The sequence below is a fragment of the Enterococcus sp. AZ063 genome, from assembly GCF_051715045.1.
GTDB lineage: Bacteria > Bacillota > Bacilli > Lactobacillales > Enterococcaceae > Enterococcus_D > Enterococcus_D casseliflavus.
Genome location: NZ_JBIOTA010000001.1, coordinates 941,219 through 961,813, shown reverse-complemented (window position 1 = coordinate 961,813; position 20,595 = coordinate 941,219). Strand labels below are relative to the sequence as shown.

Annotated in this window: 16 protein-coding genes and 1 other annotated feature; of the genes, 4 read left to right on the top strand and 12 right to left on the bottom strand. The window is 45.4% G+C overall.

Going from position 1 to position 20,595, the window contains the following annotated elements; genetic code table 11:
* Positions 1-657 precede the first annotated feature (657 nt).
* Both IGK61_RS04330 and IGK61_RS04325 read left to right on the top strand, forming a co-directional pair.
* Positions 658-804, top strand: coding sequence for a hypothetical protein (locus IGK61_RS04330; RefSeq protein ID WP_005234527.1), 147 nt, complete (start codon positions 658-660; stop codon positions 802-804).
* A 218-nt stretch (positions 805-1,022) separates the two neighbouring features.
* Positions 1,023-1,607: an SOS response-associated peptidase gene (locus IGK61_RS04325; protein ID WP_005225388.1), complete on the top strand. Its 585-nt coding sequence runs from the start codon at positions 1,023-1,025 to the stop codon at positions 1,605-1,607.
* 81 nt (positions 1,608-1,688) lie between these two features.
* On the opposite strand, the gene IGK61_RS04320 is transcribed toward IGK61_RS04325, so the two are convergent.
* Positions 1,689-2,294: a short chain dehydrogenase gene (locus tag IGK61_RS04320; RefSeq protein ID WP_010747693.1), complete on the bottom strand. Its 606-nt coding sequence runs from the start codon at positions 2,292-2,294 to the stop codon at positions 1,689-1,691.
* A 201-nt stretch (positions 2,295-2,495) separates the two neighbouring features.
* Positions 2,496-2,727 (top strand) — a binding site (T-box leader).
* Positions 2,728-2,776: 49 nt separating this feature from the next.
* On the opposite strand from IGK61_RS04320, the gene IGK61_RS04315 reads away from it, so the two are divergent.
* Together IGK61_RS04315 and IGK61_RS04310 are read left to right on the top strand one after the other, a co-directional pair.
* On the top strand, positions 2,777-3,616 hold the full coding sequence (locus IGK61_RS04315; protein WP_074534925.1) for a MetQ/NlpA family ABC transporter substrate-binding protein: 840 nt from the start codon (positions 2,777-2,779) through the stop codon (positions 3,614-3,616).
* 138 nt (positions 3,617-3,754) lie between these two features.
* Entirely contained in the window at positions 3,755-4,666 is a 912-nt protein-coding gene (locus IGK61_RS04310; RefSeq protein WP_074534924.1) for a LysR family transcriptional regulator, read from the top strand.
* Positions 4,667-4,803: 137 nt separating this feature from the next.
* Here the strand turns inward: IGK61_RS04310 and IGK61_RS04305 are convergent, their stop codons facing one another.
* From IGK61_RS04305 to fdrA, 11 genes are all read right to left on the bottom strand, one after another.
* Complete coding sequence (locus tag IGK61_RS04305) at positions 4,804-6,552, bottom strand: ABC transporter ATP-binding protein (protein WP_074534923.1); 1,749 nt, start codon at positions 6,550-6,552, stop codon at positions 4,804-4,806.
* The gene (locus IGK61_RS04300; protein WP_074534922.1) at positions 6,536-8,290 is read right to left on the bottom strand and encodes an ABC transporter ATP-binding protein; all 1,755 of its coding nucleotides are present in this window, start codon (positions 8,288-8,290) and stop codon (positions 6,536-6,538) included. The genes IGK61_RS04305 and IGK61_RS04300 overlap by 17 nt, the downstream gene beginning before the upstream one ends.
* 461 nt (positions 8,291-8,751) lie before the next feature.
* Positions 8,752-10,395, bottom strand: a complete 1,644-nt coding sequence (locus tag IGK61_RS04295) for a peptide ABC transporter substrate-binding protein (RefSeq protein WP_074534921.1) — start codon at positions 10,393-10,395, stop codon at positions 8,752-8,754.
* A 28-nt stretch (positions 10,396-10,423) separates the two neighbouring features.
* Positions 10,424-11,134, bottom strand: a complete 711-nt coding sequence (locus IGK61_RS04290; RefSeq protein ID WP_074534920.1) for a gamma-glutamyl-gamma-aminobutyrate hydrolase family protein — start codon at positions 11,132-11,134, stop codon at positions 10,424-10,426.
* Between the two features lie 293 nt (positions 11,135-11,427).
* On the bottom strand, positions 11,428-11,910 hold the full coding sequence (gene ssb, locus IGK61_RS04285) for a single-stranded DNA-binding protein (RefSeq protein ID WP_074534919.1): 483 nt from the start codon (positions 11,908-11,910) through the stop codon (positions 11,428-11,430).
* A gap of 228 nt (positions 11,911-12,138) precedes the next feature.
* Entirely contained in the window at positions 12,139-13,200 is a 1,062-nt protein-coding gene (allD, locus tag IGK61_RS04280) for an ureidoglycolate dehydrogenase (RefSeq protein WP_074534918.1), read from the bottom strand.
* A 48-nt stretch (positions 13,201-13,248) separates the two neighbouring features.
* On the bottom strand, positions 13,249-14,466 hold the full coding sequence (locus IGK61_RS04275) for a dicarboxylate/amino acid:cation symporter (RefSeq protein WP_081343838.1): 1,218 nt from the start codon (positions 14,464-14,466) through the stop codon (positions 13,249-13,251).
* A 13-nt stretch (positions 14,467-14,479) separates the two neighbouring features.
* A complete protein-coding gene (gene arcC / locus IGK61_RS04270; protein WP_074534917.1) occupies positions 14,480-15,412 on the bottom strand; it encodes a carbamate kinase in 933 nt (310 codons plus the stop codon).
* Positions 15,409-16,659 carry an MFS transporter gene (locus tag IGK61_RS04265; RefSeq protein WP_005225376.1) on the bottom strand — a complete coding sequence of 417 codons (1,251 nt, stop codon included), beginning with the start codon at positions 16,657-16,659 and terminating at the stop codon, positions 15,409-15,411. Before IGK61_RS04265 ends, arcC begins: the two co-directional genes overlap by 4 nt.
* A gap of 15 nt (positions 16,660-16,674) precedes the next feature.
* A complete protein-coding gene (locus IGK61_RS04260; protein ID WP_074534916.1) occupies positions 16,675-17,496 on the bottom strand; it encodes a DUF2877 domain-containing protein in 822 nt (273 codons plus the stop codon).
* Positions 17,486-20,494 carry a DUF1116 domain-containing protein gene (fdrA, locus tag IGK61_RS04255; protein ID WP_015509195.1) on the bottom strand — a complete coding sequence of 1,003 codons (3,009 nt, stop codon included), beginning with the start codon at positions 20,492-20,494 and terminating at the stop codon, positions 17,486-17,488. Before fdrA ends, IGK61_RS04260 begins: the two co-directional genes overlap by 11 nt.
* Between the last annotated feature and the right edge of the window lie 101 nt (positions 20,495-20,595).

The window sequence follows — 20,595 nt, the reverse complement described above, 5'->3', positions numbered from 1 at the left end:
CCTTCTTACAGTAACACGCCTCTTGGTCACAGCACTTCTGTAACCGTTATCTAATTACATCGGTATCATAGCACTTCAAAAAAAACTTGTCAATCGCTTCCTTAAAATTTTTCACACGATCGGTTAAGCCCCCGTTGAGCTTCTCACAAAAGCTGCCTTTGTCAGACGGACATTTCAAGAACAACTTTTGCTTTTTTATTCCCCAAAAACCAGCAACTTACCAACACAATAAACAACAAGCTTCGTGCTTATATAGCGCTTGAGTCATCGTTTCTTTCTACAAATCATTTTTTGAGGGGAAAATGTATCAATAACACGCAAAAAACGAAAATAGCTTCTATTCTCTACTTTTGACACATATCTTAGTTATTCCTCGATTGGTCTATTTGTTGAAATGTCAAAACAAAATAGCTTTCATTCTTTGTCCTTCTATGCTGGAAAGCAAGTAGCAAAAATTTTATACGTTTCCGTTCCTTCGTCTTTCCTTCAAACACGAATTGGTCTATTCCACTCTCCTCCCTTTCTCCTTCAATCGTTTCTTAAACCTTTGAATAAATTCTTAATAAAATAACTAACAAAAAATAAACTTTTACTATATCCCTTGAATGTAAGCGGTAAATTTGTTATTATTACCAAGGATAAGGAGGTGTTTATCTATTGTATGCGATTAAAATCTTTCATGGTTATCTAACCGCCGAAGGAAAAAGAACACGGGACAAAACAATTGCATTGACCTATACTTGCAGAGAAGATGCTGAACGTTTCGCAAATAAAATCGGCGGGAGAGTTAAAAAAATTGGCTAACCAACTAGAATAAAAAAGGCTGTCAACCTCAGTAGGTGACTGCCTTTTTTTGTTATCTGATTTCCAGCAAATCAAGCGATACTCCTGACTTTTTACATATGTTTAAGCTCCTTTTCTTGTTGAATCGAGAAGTGAAGCAAGTTAGTTGGTTTTGACGCCTTGAGTCTTTATACTGAAACAAAGGCACCAGCCAATCCAAAAAAAGGAGTGACCCGTCCATGTGCGGCCGATACTTATTTGACCCAACAACTGGCGAATTGTCAGAATATTATCAAGAAGCCGCGGCGAAAGCCCGCAAGCGCCAACAGACTGTCGCTGTCAATGATGTTTTCCCTTCCAATCATGTCGTAACCATCGGTGCAAATCAACAACAACAAGTTGTAGCTGGTGTGACAAGATGGGGCTTTACCGGCTTTAAAAAAGGGCATTTGATGATCAATGCCCGTTCTGAGACCGTTGAAGAAAAACCGACTTTTCGCAAACCTTTCCAAGAGCATCGCTGTGTCTTTCCGATGTCTGGTTTCTATGAATGGAATCATGAAAAGGAAAAGTTTCTCTTTTCGCAAGATCACGTGATTTATGCTGCTGGTTTTTATCGCATCCTTCAAAAAGAGGATCAAATCGAAACCGAATCAATCATTCTAACGACTGCCGCGAACGATTCTGTTGAACCAGTCCATGATCGAATGCCTCTGTTCTTAGAAAAAGAAGCGATTGCTTCTTGGATCAATGACTTGGCTTTTGCTCGCCAACAACTCAAAGCAGAAATGCCCAAGCTGAAAACCCAATTGCTCTCTTCTTAACTGCTTGCTACTTCTTTTTCAGCAGAACAAAAACCGCCAAGTCAGCTTTGATTTGGCGGTTTTTCCTACTTCTGCTTTTTCTTAATACACAGTGAAGGTTTTGCCAGTCATGATCCCAAAGACTGCTTTTTGATACGCTGCAAAAACGGGTGCGTCACCAACGGGAATAAAGCCTTTGAAAGAATCGGCGAAGGTTTCCCAAGAGCCCACAAGTGCATTGGGACTGACTGCATTGATTCGTACCCCATGACCGATCTCAAAAGCTGCCGATGCCACGAAGGCTTCTAAACCGCCGTTGACCAGTGCTGAAGGCGTGCCCATTGGGATAAATTCGTCTTTGATAATTCCAGAAGTCAGTGTGATACTGCCGCCTTCATTGAGAAAATGCTGGCCAATCAACGCAAGGTTGACTTGTCCTTGCAACTTCGAAGCCACCGACTGTTGAATATCTGCTGGCGTCAATTCCTCAAAGGGTTTAAACACTGTGCTTCCCGCAGCGGAAACAATGGCATCCACTTTCCCAGTAGCTGCAAATAGCTGGCTGACACTGTCTGCATCCGCAATTTCGACTTGATGATCGCCGCTGCTACGGCTAGCCGTGATCAGCTCCACCTCTGGTAGCTGCTGAAAGCCTTCAACTAAAAGCTGCCCAAGTGTGCCGGTATGTCCAATCAAAAGTAATTTCATTTCCTCGCCTCTTTTTTTGTTTTGTGCTTCGATTCTAACCCAACCAAGCGATTTCGACCATTCATCTGCTTTTCCTGCCTTATTGATCTATTCTTACCCTTCCCCATTTGTTCCCCTACTACCTGCGTAGTGATTGGAATCACCTATCACGAAAGCAATTGACAACTTTCTCATCTTGTTCTAAGATACTACTAATTTCATACACATGCAGTGAGAAGAAGAGTACGATCCCCCCTTTCTTTCAAGAGAGCTCGGAACTGGTGGAAACGAGTAAGGAAGACGATCCGAAGATGACCTTTGAGCATTCGTGGACGAACAATCCCCGACGGAGAAAGCCCGATAGCGCAATGCAGTTTATTTGATGAACTGACTGAGGTTTTTTGTTTCAACAAAAAACAAATGAAGGTGGTACCGCGAAATGATCGTCCTTCCCAAAGAATTGTCTTTGGGAAGGTTTTTTTTATAAAAAAGGAGGAAGAGGTATGAAACGATGGATTCGATTAGGTATGGGCATTGGTCTGTTGTCCTTGGTCTTATTTTCTGGCTGCGGCAACCAAGAAGAAGTGACCGGAAATGCCGAAGAGCAGCAGACAGAAATCAGAGTTGGTACGACACCAGGACCTTACAGCGAACTGTTTCTTCAGGGAATCAAACCGATTTTAGAAGAAGCAGGCTATACCGTGACTGATATTGGCTTTACTGGGGTATTGGAAGCAGACATTGCACTGAACGATGGCGAAATCGACTTAAACGTCGATCAGCATACCGCCTATTTAGAGAACTTTAATGAAAACACGGGTGCCGATTTGGTGGGTATCACACCGATCCCTACCGTTCCAGCTGGCTTGTATCCTGGCAGAAAGGACAATTTAGCAGCGATTGAAGCAAACGATACCATCGGGATTCCCAATGATCCGTCAAATAGCGCCCGGGCCCTGTTGCTGCTGCAAAAAGCTGGCTGGATCGAACTTGACCCCGAAGTGGCGCCCATTGACGCGACGTTAAGAACCATTACTGACAATCCTTATAACCTGGATATCGTCGAGATGGATTCTGCGCAAATCCCCCGCAGCTTAGCAGACTTAGACTACGCGGTGATTCCCGGCAGCATCGTTTATAGTGCTGGAATTGCTGCAGAGGAAAGCTTATTAAGTGAAGACATTTTGCAAGAGTATGAACTGGTGGCAACGGTCAAAGAAGCCAACCAAGACAGTGATTGGGCACAGGCAGTGGTGGCAGCATATCGTTCTGAAGCCTTTAAAGAACTGCTGGCAGAAGAGAATCAAACGGGCTATTGGTTTATTCCTGAAGAATTGCAATAACCGCTTCACAAGTAGCAATAAGCAGCAACTATCGTCGTATTTTTTAAAGAAGCTTCTATTACTATAGAAGGAAAAGACATGACTACTATTGATTAGCGGACCATTCCCCGTCTGAATCTTTGTAAAGGAGGTCAAAAATTGAATATTCAACAAATGCGCATCGTGCAAGCGATCGCTGACCATGGAAGTTTTCGTGAAGCAGCCAAACGGCTGTATCTTTCGCAGCCAAGTCTTTCCCAAGCCGTGAAAGAGTTGGAAACAGAATTGGAGGTCCAGCTTTTCGAGCGTACGAATCAAGGCGCCCGCTTGACTGCCGAAGGCTCGGAATTTCTAGACCATGCCCAGCCGATCTTGAGTCAAGTGGCGCAGCTGCAAACGCGTTTTTCCAGCAAGCAAGCAGCGAGTCAAACCTTCGCTATCGCAAGCCAGCACTATGATTTCACGGCTGGAATTTTCAGTGAGCTGCTGCAGGAATTTCCCGACTACCGCCAGTTTCGCTTATTAGAAACCACGACCTTAAAGGTGATCACGGACGTGCAACAATATCGAAGTGAATTTGGGATCCTTTATTTGAATGAGCAAAACCAAGCAGGATTGGAACGACTGCTGCAAGGCGCCCAATTGTCCTTCGAGGCGTTGGGACGGTTTCGCCCCCATGTCTTTTTGCGAGCAGCTCATCCCTTGACAGAAAAAAGGCAGCTTTCCTTAAGAGATCTCGCCCCTTATCCACAAGTACGCTTTTTGCAAGAAGATGAACGCTATTCGTTTTTTTCCGAAGATTTGATCGACTTTGCTCCAAGCCCTCAAGTGGTGCATGTCAGCGATCGAGGCACGATGGTCCAGCTATTACAGCAGACGGATCTTTATGGAACCGGCTCGGGGATCGTTGCCCAACCAGAACGCCAAGGCTTGGCTTTTCTTCCTTTGATCGACGCGTCCGAGGGTGAGATCATCCTCATTAAAAAGAACGCTCGCCCGTTATCAGTGATCGGCGAGCGTTTCTTAACAAAATTACGACAACACCTTGCCGCTTTTCCTACTGATATATAAGCGAAGGCCTCCTCTTCCTACTCCCCATAGATGATTGGCTGCACCTTCGCATTATATAAAAAATCCTTGAGCCACTTCCCATGCAGGAGGCTCAAGGATTTTCTTTTACGGTTAACGTTGTCGGCAATCACCGCTGATTACAGCTGCTCTGCCTGCATTTGATACATTTGCTGATAGATTCCCTGCCCTTGGACAAGACTTGCATGGGTTCCCCGTTCCACGATCTTCCCTTGGTCTAGGACCAAGATTTGATCGGCTTGTTTGATCGTTGACAAACGGTGAGCGATCATGAAGGTCGTCCGCCCTTTTTGCAAGACGGTCATCGCCTTTTGAATGATGGACTCTGTTTCAGTGTCCACATGGCTCGTCGCTTCATCCAGAATCAAGATTTTCGGATCAAAGACCAGCGCACGGGCGAAACTGATCAGCTGGCGTTCTCCACTAGAAAACTCATTGCCTTTTTCAACGACTGGATGATGGATGCCTTTTTCGTAGCGGCTCAAAAGGTAGTCAGCGCCGACTTGCTTCAAGGCATCGATAATCATCGCTTCGGTGATCGTTGGATCGTTCATCCCGATGTTGCTGGCGATCGTTCCAGTAAATAGATAGGGATCTTGCATGACGATCGCCATTGAATCTCTTAAACTATGACGATCATAATCAGCGATCACTTGTCCATCCACAACGATTTTTCCGTGCTGCGGATCATAAAAACGGAACAACAGGTTCAAAATACTCGATTTTCCAGAACCAGTATGACCAACTAAAGCAATGGTCTCTCCTGCGGCAACGTCAAAGTTGATATCGTGCAAGATCGCTTGCTCAGGGTCGTAGCCAAAGGTCACTTGTTGGAATGAAACATCGCCATTCGTGACAGTCAGCTGCTCACTTTGTTGTTTTTCAACCGGCTGATCAGCAAACTCAAAGACCCGCTGTCCAGCAGCTAATGATTGCTGCACATTGGTGATGGTTTGGACAAGCCCTTCGATGGGATCATACAGGCGGTTGATGTAATCAATAAAGGCATACAGCAAGCCTGCTGAGATCGCCAAGCGGCCATCAAGGAAAAAGGCGGCCAAGGTGGTGATCAAAATCAAGATCGTTGAATTTCGCAACAAATTGCCTAATCCCCAAGCGATACTTGAATCGAGCAAGAGGTATTTACGTCCAGTTTTGAACCATTTCTCTACTGTTTCATTAAATTCTTTCTGCAACTGATTTTCTCGTTGGAAGGCTTGGATGATCGCCATTCCTTGGACAAATTCATTCAACTGCCCACTGATTTGTGAGATGTATTCCCGCATTGCTAAATTGTAACGAGAGGCATATTTGGTATAAAAATGCTGCCAGATTCCTAAAATCGGGATCAAAATCAGCATCGCTGCTCCTAAGGTACGGTTCAAAAGAAACAATGCAATAAACGCACCAATGATTTGGATGATGTTGCTTAACAAATTACTGATCACGATCACGTAGAAATTAGACCGCAAGACTTCGGTGTCATTCGTGATTCGTGCAACGACTTTACCTGCTGGGATCTGGTCAAAGTAAGAAACCGGTAATTTGTGCATATGGTCAAAAAGCTGATCCCGCATTTTTTTGACGATACTGTTGGACATTTTTCGCAATTGCAGCAAGCTGATATAACGAAAGAGGGAACCAATCAAATTGACCAGCAAATACCCAGCGAGTAATTGGATCAAAAGCATCGTATTTAGGTTTCTGCTGTCAACCGCCGGTGTCATCACTCGGTCGATCAGCTGTTTGGCAATCAGTGGTGAAGTCAGTTCGAGCGCTGCTGCCAGCAACAGCAAGATCGCGCCCACGGTAAATTGTTTTTTATAATAGCTCAAATACGTGAGCAAGCGCTTAATCGTTGAGAACACTTGTATCGTCCTCCTTTAACTGTTGATGGTAATACTGTTCTTGGTACCAGCCTGGGGTTTCGATCAACTCCTGATGGGTACCACGCTGTGTGATCCGTCCGTCTTCTAAGACGATGATTTGATCCGCTTCGGTGATGGCGGACAATCGATGGGTCACGATAATGGAGGTCGGTGCCTGCTTCATCGTTTTCAAATTCGTGATGATGGCTTGTTCCGTTTTGGCATCAACTGCCGAAAGGGCATCATCCAGTAAGAGAACTTCACTGTTTCGTAAAAACGCCCGTGCTAAGGACAAGCGTTGTTTTTGTCCACCAGAAAGGGAAACGCCTTTCTCACCGACGACCGTTTCGAGCCCTTCTGGCATCCGCTTGATGTCTTCGCTAAAGCAAGCAGCTTCCAGTGCTTCCCACAATACTTCTTCGGAAGCGTCTGGTTGTCCGAATAACAAGTTCTCGCGAATCGTTCGTGAAAACAAGGTATGTTCTTGCGGTACTTCTGCAAAGTGGTTGCGCACTGCTGTTGTTTGATAGGCCGTCAACGGCTGCTCGTTGATCAAGGGGACTTGATCAGAGTATGGATAGCGGTGACCGAATTGTCTTAGCAGCGTCGTTTTTCCGCTGCCGGTCTTCCCAACGATCCCTAAGACTTCTCCACGAGTGATCGTCAAATCCAGTCCTTCTAACACATAACGAGCTGCTTGCGGGTATTGGAAATGATATGCTTCAAAACGGATCGTATTGATGGCTTGCAGGTCGGCTTCACCTGGCGTTTCTAATTCATCCCCCGTCTGCAGCACTTCATTGATTCGACGCCAGGATGCGGCACCTTGCTGCATCACATTCACAAGATCTCCTGCTGAGATCATCGGCCAAACGACCATTGTCAAGTACACTTGGAAAGAGACCATCGCACCGATGGTGATCGTTTGGTTGGCAACAAGAAACGCCCCGACACCAAAGCTCATCACAAAACTGATTGCTAAGATGATGGTAATCAGCGGCCCAAAACGGGAATCGATCTCAGAAACGATATTGTTTTTCGCTCGTGTTTCCAGTGTTTTCTTTTGAAACTGTTCCGTGGTGGCTCCTTCTAGTCCATAAGCTCGGACGACCCGAATGCCATCAATGATCTCCAGCACTTCACTGTTCATCTCAGAAACAGAATTCTGCGCTTCCGTAAACGCCTTATCGACTTGCGAGCCCCATTTGAAAATGTAATAGGCTAAAAGCGGCATTGGAATCAAGGCAATCAAGGTCAATAACCAAGAAACCGTCCCAGCCATCATCGCTACGATAAAGCTTAGATACAAACTAGTATTTAAGAAAACCATCAGACCATACCCAACGGTCATCCCCATCACTTGGACATCGTCACTGGAACGGGTCATTAAATCACCTGTTCGGAAACGATGGTAAAACGGCGCCCCCATTTTGAGAAAGTGGCTCATCAATTGTTCCCGTAATTGTTTTTGCAAATCGTAGGAACCAATAAATAAATTAAACGTCCAAACAAATTCCGCCAAATATCCTAACAAGATAGCTCCCGCGAAGAGACTCACATATTGGATCAGTACGGAGTAATCAAAATTATCTTGAATCAACGCATCGATGAACAAGCGCAGAATATAGATCGGTGCAACATACATCGCACTAGCGATCACCATAAAGACGAATACAAAGGTATAGCGCACCTTATGTTCTTTAAAATACGTTGTTAATTGTTTTAATACATACTTCATGTTTTATCCCTCACATTCTAAAAAAGTACACAAAAAAGCTCTGTCCCTTCGGAAAAAGGACAGAGCATAAACGTCGTTATTATAGACATTATCTGTACACTAATGGTTACCGAATGAGGGATTCACTTTATTCAATTTGGTTGTTTTTTTATCAAATACTTTTTGCATCGTAATCCCTCCTTCTCTTTTTTATTATGCTGACTACACCTAACACTTTACAGATAAGTTTCTGAGAATGCAACAACTTTTATTAATTTTTTTCAAAAAGATTGACTTTTCTAAAAAGGCGTTTCTCAATTTTTCGCTTTTTAACAACTATTTTTTGAAAACGAATTCTCGGTTTATCCTAAGCGTTGCAAGGAATCTGGCAAAATAAAAAAACAGATGCCCCTCTCTTCAACAAGCGTTGTTTGGTCAGCACACTTGGTTGAAAAAAGTTCCTCTGTTTTCTTACTGCCTGTTTATTCTGTGACAGATGCTAGGCGATAGGATACTGTTCGTCCAAAAGGAAACACTTGCACCCCTTGCAAACGATCTGTTTTCAAATACGCTACCGCTCCTTGATATAACGGCAAGACGGCTGTATCTTCAACGATCAATTGTTTCTCGAGTTCTTTCAATAAGTCCCAACGGGCAGCTGGGTCGTTTGCTAAAGTCGTCCGTGCTTCTTGTAACCCTTGGTCGTACCTTTCACTAGCATACCCAGAGGTATTCAAGCCACCTGTCGAATCATAAAATTCTAAGAAGTTGATCGGGTCCGCGTAATCTGGTGTCCAAGTCCCGAAGACGAGATCAAATTCACCTTGGGATTGCAAGTCCAAGCGGTTTTGTAAAGGAATCGACTTGGCATCGATGGTTAATCCAGGCAAATTGGTTTCTAACTGTCCTTGGACAAATTCGATGGTTTTCTTGGCTGCTGCTGTATCTGCTGACAACAGTTCCAAAGTGATCTCGTCTTGTCCCAACTCTTCTTTGGCTTGTGCCCAAAGCGCTTGTGCGGCTGTTAGATCATACGGCAGTAAATCGCCATTTTCTTCACGAAAATCTTGGTCTGTTTCAGGATCTTTGGCAAAGTTGCTTGGCACAAAGCCGTTCAATGCAGTGGATCCATCGCCTAAGATATTTTCAGCAAATGCCTCTTTGTCGATGGCTTGTAAAATCGCCTGACGTACCTTGACATTGCCTGTGACTTCTCGTTTTTGGTTGGCACTTAAATACCCCACCAGCGCCTTTGGCACATAGTTGGCTTGAGCTGAGTTTTGGTATTGCTGCGCGTACGTATCCGTTAAGGTGGTGTAGTCCAGTTCTCCTGTTTCAAAAAGGCTGACACCAGTTGCCGTTTCCTTCACTACTTGCACGTCGATCTTGGTCAATTGGACATTCTCAGCATCCCAATAATCAGGATTTTTCGTTAACGTCCATGATTCATTGGTTCCGTTCCACCCTTCGATCAAGAATGGGCCGTTGCCAACAAAATTTTCCGCTGATAACCCATAATCGGCACCTTTTTCTTCAGCAAACGCTTGATTTTTTGGCACAAAAGGTGTCCCGACCAAAATTTGATCCAGATACGAGATTGGACTTGCCAATGTCAGCTCTAACGTCTGCTGGTCCAATGCTTTTGCACCTAACTCACTCACCTCAGCGTCCCCTTGACGCACTTGACTGCCATTTTTCAACACATCCATTTGATTACTGCTACTAGAACCATTCTCTGGATTAGCAACATATTGAAAGGCGTAGACAAAATCATCCGCAGTAACAGGATCGCCATTGCTCCATTTTGCATCACGAATGGTGAAGGTATAAACCAGTCCGTCTTCTGATACCGTAGGCTCTTCAGCGGCCATCGCAAGCTCAGGATCCCCCTCTTGATCCAGACGGTATAACCCTTCTGCCACTTGTCCGATCATATCGGAACTATTGACATCCGTGTATTGTCCGCTATCAAGGGTTGATAAGGCGCCAGCGGTTGACACTTGAATTTCTTGCGCAACGGCTCCTTGCTCCTCTTGCTGTCCAGAATCCGTCGTGGGGCTCGTGGTACTGCAGGCACTTAAAACCAATACTGTGAAAGCAGTGATACCCATCATTTTCTTTTTCATTTTTCTCCTCCTTGCGTGACCCTCTTTCTTACAATACGTCAACGACATACTTGAAAACCGCTTGTTCTTGTATAAGCGCATCATAGGCAAAATCAGGATGCCATTGAACCGCCAACAAGCGCTGACCCACGTGTTCAATGCCTTCAATGATGCCATCAGGACTCCAAGCTGTCTTTTGCAATGGACGAGCCAATCGATCCACCGCTTGATGATGAAAGGAATTAACCTTTGTTTTTTGACCGTAAACACGAGCCAACATGCTTTTTTCAGCCGTCACGATGGCATGGGTCGGCACTTCTTTCGGAATCGGCGCCTGCATATGAATGATCTCACTGAAGGTACTGATGTCTTGCTGCAGCGTGCCACCGAATGCCACGTTGACCAGCTGCATTCCCCGACAAACCGCAAAAATTGGTTTCTTTTGCAGCAGCGCTTCATCGATCAGCGCTAGTTCAAACTCATCCCGTGCCAACAAGCCGCTTCCAGTTGCCTGATGGGCCTCCTGCCCATAAAACTTGGGTGAAATATCTTGTCCACCAGCTAATACCAGTTTATCGATCTGTGAAACATAGTCCTTGGCTGCAGCTGGCTCACTGATTGGCACGAGCAATGGCAGTCCGCCCGCTTGCTGGATCGCTCGCACATACCCTAATGGTGTGTAGGCGATCGGCAAATGATGCAGCACATCGCCAGCATCTTGCACTTCATTCGCAGCGATCCCTATAATTGGTTTGCCCATCGACTTCCCTCCCTGATTAACGATTTTTTAAGAAAAAAGCGGTATCTAGCAGTTGAACAAGGCAAGCGCCGCTCTTTTCCTCAAGATATGTTTCAACTATTCTAAACCAATCCGCACTTTTTGTGAAACACTATTTTCACTTTCGCGATCATTTATTACAATCACCATTCTATTTAACCCCCTCTTTGATAAGCAATAAAGAACACCGCTAGTCAGATATAGTTGAATTTTGCCAATGCTTTCTCTACGTAAAAAAACATGCGAGAAGCCGTTGCTTTCCGCATGTTTCGTCATTAAAATAATCGATTGTCTTTTAAAAACTCCAGCATCTGTGTTTTTAGGGGATCTTTTTCATTACGGATCGACTTTGTTTGCGTCGTTTCATCAAGTGTCGATGGCCGCGTTTTAGGAAAAGGCGCCGCTGGTTCTTCTGCCAACTCTATGATTTGGAAGCTATCCACCACCACTTCTGCCGCACAAAGTCTCTGACCTTCTGGTGTTTCATAAGGACAGCCTTGCAAGTGTCCATTGATTTTGATACTTGCCCCTTTTTGAGTATACCGTAAAAAGGTCTCTGCCTGTTTTCCATGAATGACGCAAGCAAACCATTCATGGTGCACTTCTTCACTGTTTTGCCATTGAGACACAATGACAAGATCAAAACGTACGCCCTGATCGTCCGCCGCATCAAACGCTTCTTTACTAGGCATCTCTGCGATTTTCCCAGTAAGAACCACTTTATTCATTGCCACGTTGCATCCTCGCTTTTCTCTCATTTCTTGAGTGATCTTACCTTATGCGACCTATTCTACCACATTACAAAAAACAAGCAATCAAAGGTCGAATGGCTTAAGAAATGCTTTGAACAAAATGAACCAACTCAAAGAATTCGTCTAATCTTTCCAATAATGTGCGATTTTCTGACTGAAAACTTCTCTTTGCTCCACACAGCAAAAAAACAATTGGTTCAATCCCCCTCTGAACCAACTGCCTTTTGCGGATTTTTATTTAGCAAAGGAATCTTGACTACCATAGCGATCAAAATGGAGGGTTTCGCTTTCGAGATAATCGATGATCGCTTTGGGGATTATGACCCCTTCTTGCTGGGCTTTTTCAAAGTGTATTTGGCTGATCTCTCCAGGATAGTAGACTTGTGATTGCCCTTCTACTGGCGGGATTGCATGCAGCTCAGTCACCATCTGATCGATGCTTTGCTTGAAGGTTTCGGTGTTGGTAAAACGAGATGGATCGATCACAAGAAGGAATTGTCCTAAGCGGCGTTTTTCCGTCAAGTCCGCATACATGGAGGTGACCTGTTTACCAAAAGCCAAGCCTAGCATCGAGCCAGCTAAAATATCCACCATCATCATCAAGCCATATCCTTTAGCACCAGCGATTGGCAATAATCCTTGGACAGCATAGGGATCGGTGGTAGGCAAGCCATGCTCGTCTACTGCCCAAGTATCGGGGATCTGCTGCTTCTTCGAGCGAGCATCCAAAATTTTGCCCCACGCTTGAACCGTCGTCGCCATATCAAAAACCACCGGTGGATGATTGGCTCGTGGTGCAGCAAACGCGATTGGATTGGTGCCAAAATAGTTTTCGGTCCCACCAAAAGGCACCGCCATCGGATCCGATTGACACATGGCGATCGCTACTAAGTCGGCTTCAGCAGCCTGTTTGACGTAATACGCCATCGTCCCGCTATGGCTGGTCTGCTCGATTCCTACTGCAGCGATCCCGGCTTCTTTTGCCAGATGAATGGCGATCGCCATCGCTTCATTGCACACATAATGCCCCATGCCGTTATCTCCGTGGAAAATTCCGGTAGCGGCGCCTGTTTTTTCAAAAGACATGTTTGGTTCCAGCGTGATGCCACCTTTTACTAAACGCTCGGCATAGTAGTCCATCCGCACGGCACCATGAGAATGGATCCCGCAAGCATCCGCAAAGGTCAAATGCGCCGCTGTTTCACTGGCAGCGGCTTCTGGCAAACCAGCAGCCAATAGTTTCTTTTTCATCAATGCTTCTAATTCCAGCAGAGAACGTCTGCTCATTTCTTCCATCTTTTCTCCTCCTTAGAAAAAGAGAAGCACGCTTGGCAACGGCTTCTCTTATTGATTAAACACGCGATAATCCAGTTCATCGGCTGACTTAGCGATCAGCAGCGCTGAATAGACGTCTGAGTTCACGTTCAAAATTGTCCGCAGCATGCCAACAAACCATTCGACACCAGCAAATAGCGCAATGCTTTCGATTGGTAAACCAAGCTGGGGAACGATGATTGCCAAGGAAACTAACCCCGCTCCGGGAACAACTGCATTGGCTAAAGAAACGAAAGTCGCAGTTACAGCTACCGTCACCATTTGGATCCCGTCAAAGTTGATTTGATACATTTGGGCGATTGTCATGACGGTAATCGCCATATGCATCGCTGACCCATTGCTGTTCAAAGACATGCCCAATGGCAATACCAAATTGGTGATGCGGCTACTGAGTCCTAATTTGTTCTGGGATTCTTCCATAGCGATCGGCAGCGTGATGGCAGAGGAGGTTGTCGCCAATGCCATGACCGACATATTCTTCATATTTTTGATCAATCGTAACGGATTGATCCGACAATACACGGTCAATAAGACTAGCCACAGCCCAAGGAACGTGACGGTGGCTAGACCGTAGACGAGCAAATAGCTGCCTAATGGCAAAATGATCTGCAAGCCCAGGGAGCTGATCGTTGAAGCGATCAATGCAAAAATACCGATTGGTGCCACGATCATCACGTAACGAATGATGGCAATGACGACCTCATTCAGATCCACGATCAGCCCATAAAGAGATGACTCAGGTTTCTTTTGCATAAAGCGATTGAGGGCAACACCAAAGAACAACCCAAAAACGATGATTTGAATAATTGACCCTTTACTCAACGCATCGAAAATATTCGTGGGAATAAAGTTGATCACTGTCTCTGATATAGAAATTTCTTGTGCTTGCAGAGGTTCGCCGGCAGCTTGTGAAAAGTCGATCCCTTTGCCTGGAGCAAAGAAGAGCGCCATCAGCACGCCCCATGCAGCAGCGAATAAGGAGGAAATCCCAAAGACAGCGATCGTTTTTCCACCCAAACGAGTGAGTTCTTTCGGGGCAATCCCCCCAACTGCTTGAATGATTTGTCCAACGATCAATAACGGGATCGCCATTTGCATCAGACGCAAGAAAAGATCGCCCAAGATTTTTAGGAATGAAGCGGCTTGCCCAAAGAACAAACCGCAAAGAATCCCTAGAAGAACGGCAATAACGATCTGCGTCACCATCGGTAGTTTTTTTGCTTTCACTTTGATCCCCTCTTTATTTTCGAAGTATGGTTCCTGTATGCTGATCTAGTTCAGCTAACTTTTCGATTGAGGTAATAATCGCGGTTCTGGCTGCATCTTCTTCAACAAAATCAATCGCAGCTTCTATTTTTGGCAACATACTTCCCGCTGCAAAATGGCCTTCCTCGATGTAGCCCTTGGCTTGTGCCACACTGATTTCCCCTAAGGCTTGCTGATTCGGCTGATTGTAATTGATGTAGATATTGTCGACACCGGTCAAAATGATCAGGCGATCGGCCTGCACATCTTTTGCTAAGACACTGGCGGTAAAGTCTTTGTCGTTGACGGCTTCCACGCCAGTAAACCCATTATCGTTGCGAACGACAGGTACGCCACCACCACCGGCACAAATCGTGATCACACCTGCATCGACCAATGTTTTGATGGCTTCTTTTTCAACAATTTCTTGCGGTTTCGGCGATGGAACCACTTTGCGGTAACCACGCCCAGCGTCTTCTTGATACACCCCGCCATTGGCTGCCATCGCAGCATTGGATTCCTCTTCACTATAAAAAGGTCCGACTGGTTTGGAAGGTCTCTCAAACGATGGATCTGCTGGATCGACACGAACTTGGGTGACTAATGAGATCACCGATGGATGTGCTTGACGTGTGGCAAACTCATTGATCAAGGCATTTTGCAGCCAATAACCGATACTTCCTTGGGTCATCGCTACGCAGCTGTCTAATTTCAATTGGGGATTTTTTTCACTTTCCCCGGCTTTTTGCTGCAACAGCAAGTTGCCGACTTGTGGTCCATTGCCGTGACAAACAATGACTTTTTCCCCTTTTTCGACAAAATCGGCAATATAACGTGCTGCTTGCGCAACAACTGCTTTTTGTCCTTCATCACTGGGGTCTTTATCTAAAATAGCATTACCGCCTAACGCGATCACATTCAAACTCATTTTATGCTCTCCTTCTGATTTTCCTTTGCTAATACGGCAAAAACACCTAATCCGATCAGCAGTAATAGACAAGACAGGTAAAACCCGACCTGCATCGATCCTAAAGAATCGGCTAAAAAGCCAGTAACATAAGGTGCTAAGATCGACCCCGACATCCCGATAAAGTTATAGGCACTCAAGGTCGTTCCTAAGGCGCCTTTTGGTGCGTTTTTCGTCACAAAGGTCACGACGATTGGATCAAGCGCCAGCTTGCCAGTCAATCCATACAAAATCAAAACAGTGATCAGTAAGGTACGATCCGTTACAAAGGCAATGGCAAATACGGAAAGGGTCGCCAATGGGACCAATAAATAGACTAATTTTTTCGTTGCGCCTGTTTTATCATTCAATCGAGCAAAAATCAACGCACCTGGAATCGATGCCCATGGGACTAAGGAAGCAATAAAGCCGACACTCGCCCCTTCAAAGCCACGCTCGGCAATCAAGAATTGCGGCAACCAAGTAATGATTACAAAGTTTGCATAAATGCTGGTAAAGCAAAGAACAAAGGCTGCCACGAGATTGCGGTTTGAAAAAATCTGCTTCAAGGAAATCTTTTCTTTTGGCCCTTCTTCTTTTATTTCTTGTCCTTCATCTTCTGGACGAATCACTTTTTCTTTCAAAACAAAATAGAACAAGACACCAACGATCAAGGTCGGAATTGCCATTAGGAAGAAGGGTTGGCTCCAATGGCCCCCGTTATCCAAGACTAATTTACTAGAAAGCAAGTACCCGCCAGACGTTCCAAACGCCATCCCACTGTTGATAATGGCATTTCCGACGGTTCGTTTGTTGTCGGGAATCGCTTCGGTAGACAATGCGTATTGCGGACCGTAATAGGCACCTTGACCAATCCCTGCAATGGCACGAATCACTAAAAACAAAACAAAGCTTGTGGCTAGCCCACTGAAGTACGTAGTCACCGCCAATAAAACAAAGCCTAGAGCGATCACTAATTTGCGACCGATTTTGTCGCCGATGATCCCAAAAGGAATTTGCGCAACGGCATAAGTCAAAAAGAAAATACTATTGGCAAGTCCTAGTTGTGTGTTACTTAAATTGAATTCTTCACCGATCACACCCATGATTGGATTGAAGATCGTCCGTGTGGCGTACATTAAAATCCAGCCGACAAAGAAAATAGCAACGACTTTTTTCCAGTAAGAATTGCTTACTTTGACCGCATCTTTCTGGTTACTGATTTCCATGATTTCTCCCCTTTTCTATTCTTTCTCCTCAAGTGACAATGACTCCAACGCTAACAACAACCCAAAGCTAAGATCTTTGCCTGACGAATGACCGATGGACATCAGCTGCTGCACATCGTTTTCCAGCACCTGCGGGTTTTTACTTTTTACGTCTTGGAATAATTGCAGCATTACCGAATTGACATACCCTTGACTGGCACTTTGAATATATGCAAGGCTGACATCCGTCGTAGACAGCGGTTTTGCCAATGCTTGCGCTAACGTTTCGGCTTCTGGCTGCTGCAAGGCATAGAGCATCGCTTGATAGGCAACGAGAAGATCATCGCCGCTAGGTGTCAATCCTTTGCCGCGGCCAATCAGGTGGTCAATGATTGGTTCCCAATCTGAGACAGGCTGCCGCAATGCCGCAAACACTGCTTGGGTTTTCTCATCTTCTGGCAACCCAATCTTGGTTTCTAGTTCTTGCTGAAGCAGTATTTCTTTCAAAAGCTGCAATTCCGCAGAGGTGAAGGATAACTCCTTCACCTGCAGCGAAACCAATTCTTTCTCCTCTAATGAAAGAGAAAATGTTCCTTTTGTGCTGTAAAAGGTCAGACCATGCTCTCGGACTTGCACGCGATTGCCGACTTCGATCAAAGGCAAGACTTGTTCAAACAATGCATTGGGTAAAAAGACCCCGAAGCCAGTCAAATAGTTGCGATAGTTGTTGATATTGACCAGCTGCTGCCCGATCATCACATTGAATGAACGATCAAACACGCTATGCACCCGACCGGTACGACCGAATCGTTGCAGTGGGTCTAGATAATCACTGATTTTGATTTTCTCAGTCAACATCGATCCCCAGATCCTTCGCATAAGCCGTCAAGGCATTTTCAAAACAGCCTAACGGTGCACGCACCGTGCCTGCGCCGACTTGACCGACACCTGCTTCTTTATGGGCGATCCCAGTATTAATGATTGGGGTGATGCCTGTTTCAACGACTTTGCGGATGTCGATCCCCAAACAAGTCCCTTGGAAATCCCATGTTGGGATCGAGAAGGTCGGATTATGACCGAAACAGATTTTTGCCATTTCATTGGAAGTTTCTAGCGCATCTTCAAAACCACCAGCGCCGACAAAGCGTGTTACCCCTGGTGCGGCTACCATTGCCATTGCTCCGACACCGACGGTTTCAGTAATGGCACTGTCCCCAATATCGGGATTGCCATCTGCTTCGGTAAACCCAGTAAAGTACAAACCTTTCGGCGTATTGACTGGTGCAGTATGCCATTGGTCTTCTGTTTGGGCGACACGAACCCCAAAGTTAACACCGTTTCTCGTCATGGTGGTCACGATCGTTCCTTTGGCATCGACACGGGCACCGTCAACGATGGCTTTGCCAGTTGCCATCATGATATTCAAGAAGAACTGATCGGTATCTGCTAAGAACTTGATCACTTCATATTTTTGCTTTTCATCGATCTCTGTTTGGATGATCAACGGCGCGATTTCTTTCAAAAAGTTCAATGATGCTGCAATATTTCGTTGATGGAATTCATCCCCCATTGTGATCGACCGGGCAATCAATACATTCAAGTTGATGCCTTCTTCTGTTAATTGTAATGCCTTGGCAATGGTTGGTCCTAAGACGTCTTTGATCCAATCCAAACGATCGATGACTTCTTGTGAATAGGCACCAAATCGTAAGACTTTACCGATCCCTTCGTTCAAAATACAGTAGGCTTTGTTGCCGACAAGGCGGTTTTCAACCACAAAGACAGGCATATTCCCAGAAGTGATTCCCCCCATTGGTCCAACTGCCTGGACATGGTGACATGGCATAAAGCGGACTTCCCCACTTTCGAGTAAGCGGCGAGCTTCGTCTTCATCCTTCGCCCAGCGTTCAAACAAGGCAGCGCCGATACAAGACCCTTGCATCGGTCCCGTCATTTCCGACCATTGGATCGGCGGTCCTGCATGCAGCAAGGTTTTCTGGCTTTCGTTTAATTCAGCGATCACTGATTTAGCTGGAACGACATCAATCAAGAATGGTTGGGCATTTTTGATTTTATCCGTCACTGCTTGGTTTTCAGCTGTGATTTTTTCGTCAAATTCTTCTAACGCGTCTAAAATACGGATCATTTTCTTGTTGCCGTTGGCACGAGGACGCCAGTTAAATTGTTCTGTTTTCCCGCCATATTGCAGGATCGATTCATTGAAGCTTTGCAAGCCAACATTGATGATCCGTGGTTTGGTGGTCAACAGCTCCATCACTTTCTCGCTAACTGTCGGCACCTCAACTTTGCTACCAGTATAGTCATTGACCGCTTTGTCTGCTTCAGAAAGAGTCGCCCCTTTTAAGGCGAGGGCTAATTGCACTGCTTGAGCATTGCTTGGTGCCACATAGACGCCAGCTGCTTTCAAACGGTTGACTGCTTCTTGATAGTTTTGCGGATCTTTTTCAGTTCCGCAGACGGTAGCAACAAAGTACAACGCGCGATCGGCTGCTTGGGCTGTTTGCTGTGCAGCTTCGATGGCTGGTAACAAAGCTCCTACCATATCTGCATGTGCGCCGTAACCTAACACCACATCAAATAAAATGACCCCGGTTTGCTCATCTTGCGCATAGTCTTCGATTTTTTTGATGCGCACTTCAGGATCGATCATTGGGTGCGGTTTGCCTTGGGTATAGATATCATCACCAAGGTCGATCACATCATAGCCGTGGGAATGCAAGATATAGCCTTCTTGTTTTACAAGGCCTTCTAGATTCAAGGCTTCGGAGATCAGCATTCCTGCTTCGGCAGCTAATGTACCGCCAGAATAAAGACCTTTGACCACTTTGTCTTCAGCGAGTTTGGGCACATCTGGGGTTGCCACGCGTTCAAAATAGTTCGCTTTGACGGGTTCTTCATTGGCAAGATCAACAGCGATGCGCGCTGTTTCTTCCAGAGTATGTGCCAAATAGACTTTTCCTTCATGGGCTTCTGGTTTTTCTCCTAAGAAAATCGCTACCACAGGTTTGCTGATACTTTGCAGCAATTGAACGACTTCATCCCGCACTTCTTTTGCAGGTGGTTTCGAAATCACGCAAATCACATCTGTCGGTTCATGATTTTCTAAAGCAACGATGGCATCTTTGACAGTGATCGCCCCAACTTTGTCGCTTAAGTCACGTCCGCCGGTCCCAATGGCATGAACGACACCACCGCCTAATCGGTCAATGATCGTCGTCACTTCTTGAATCCCCGTACCAGAGGCACCAACGACGCCGATGTTTCCTGGTGCCACGACATTCGTGAAGGCAATCGGAATGCTGGAAATAATACCGGTCCCACAGTCTGGCCCCATCATCAATAAGCCTTTTTCATGAGCCAGCTTTTTCAAACGCACTTCATCTTCGATAGCGACATTGTCCGTAAACGAGAAAACATGCAAGTCATTTTTCAAGGCTTTTTCCATCTCGGCTGCGCCATATTCCCCAGGAATACTAAATAATGCAACATTGGCATCCGGCATTGCGCTCAAGGCTTCTTGCCATGAAGCCGCCGCTGGCGTTTCTTTGCCTTGATCTTTTGCTGAAAGATCAGCTAAAAATGAATCGATCGCTGGCATTACTTGATCCATGATCTGTTCGTTTTGGCTATCGACTACGATCATCATATCGTTGGGTGAAGCACCTTCAGCCTCTTCAGAAAGCAAGCCAGTGTTATTTAATATGTCTTTGTTTGCATCCGTCCCCATCATGATTTGACTCATTTCGACATCGCCTAGATCATTGATCGTATTCGTCAGCAGCATTAAGTTAATGGAATCTTGGTAGTTATTCTTTAAGATTACTGTATGCAGCATTTGTTCTCCTCCTTTTCTTATACTCTCATTCTAACGAGCCTTGTTTGCGTTTTCATTGGATAAAGTTCTAAAAAAATGCTATACTTTTTATCCAAAAGAGA

Coding starts and splice junctions, on each gene's coding strand:
- IGK61_RS04325 (WP_005225388.1), top strand. CDS start 1,023: ATGTGCGGCCGATACTTATTTGACCCAACAACTGGCGAATTGTCAGAA.
- IGK61_RS04320 (WP_010747693.1), bottom strand. CDS start 2,294: ATGAAATTACTTTTGATTGGACATACCGGCACACTTGGGCAGCTTTTA.
- IGK61_RS04315 (WP_074534925.1), top strand. CDS start 2,777: ATGAAACGATGGATTCGATTAGGTATGGGCATTGGTCTGTTGTCCTTG.
- IGK61_RS04300 (WP_074534922.1), bottom strand. CDS start 8,290: ATGAAGTATGTATTAAAACAATTAACAACGTATTTTAAAGAACATAAG.
- IGK61_RS04295 (WP_074534921.1), bottom strand. CDS start 10,395: ATGAAAAAGAAAATGATGGGTATCACTGCTTTCACAGTATTGGTTTTA.
- IGK61_RS04290 (WP_074534920.1), bottom strand. CDS start 11,134: ATGGGCAAACCAATTATAGGGATCGCTGCGAATGAAGTGCAAGATGCT.
- ssb (WP_074534919.1), bottom strand. CDS start 11,910: ATGAGAGAAAAGCGAGGATGCAACGTGGCAATGAATAAAGTGGTTCTT.
- allD (WP_074534918.1), bottom strand. CDS start 13,200: ATGGAAGAAATGAGCAGACGTTCTCTGCTGGAATTAGAAGCATTGATG.
- arcC (WP_074534917.1), bottom strand. CDS start 15,412: ATGAGTTTGAATGTGATCGCGTTAGGCGGTAATGCTATTTTAGATAAA.
- IGK61_RS04265 (WP_005225376.1), bottom strand. CDS start 16,659: ATGGAAATCAGTAACCAGAAAGATGCGGTCAAAGTAAGCAATTCTTAC.
- IGK61_RS04260 (WP_074534916.1), bottom strand. CDS start 17,496: ATGTTGACTGAGAAAATCAAAATCAGTGATTATCTAGACCCACTGCAA.
- fdrA (WP_015509195.1), bottom strand. CDS start 20,494: ATGCTGCATACAGTAATCTTAAAGAATAACTACCAAGATTCCATTAAC.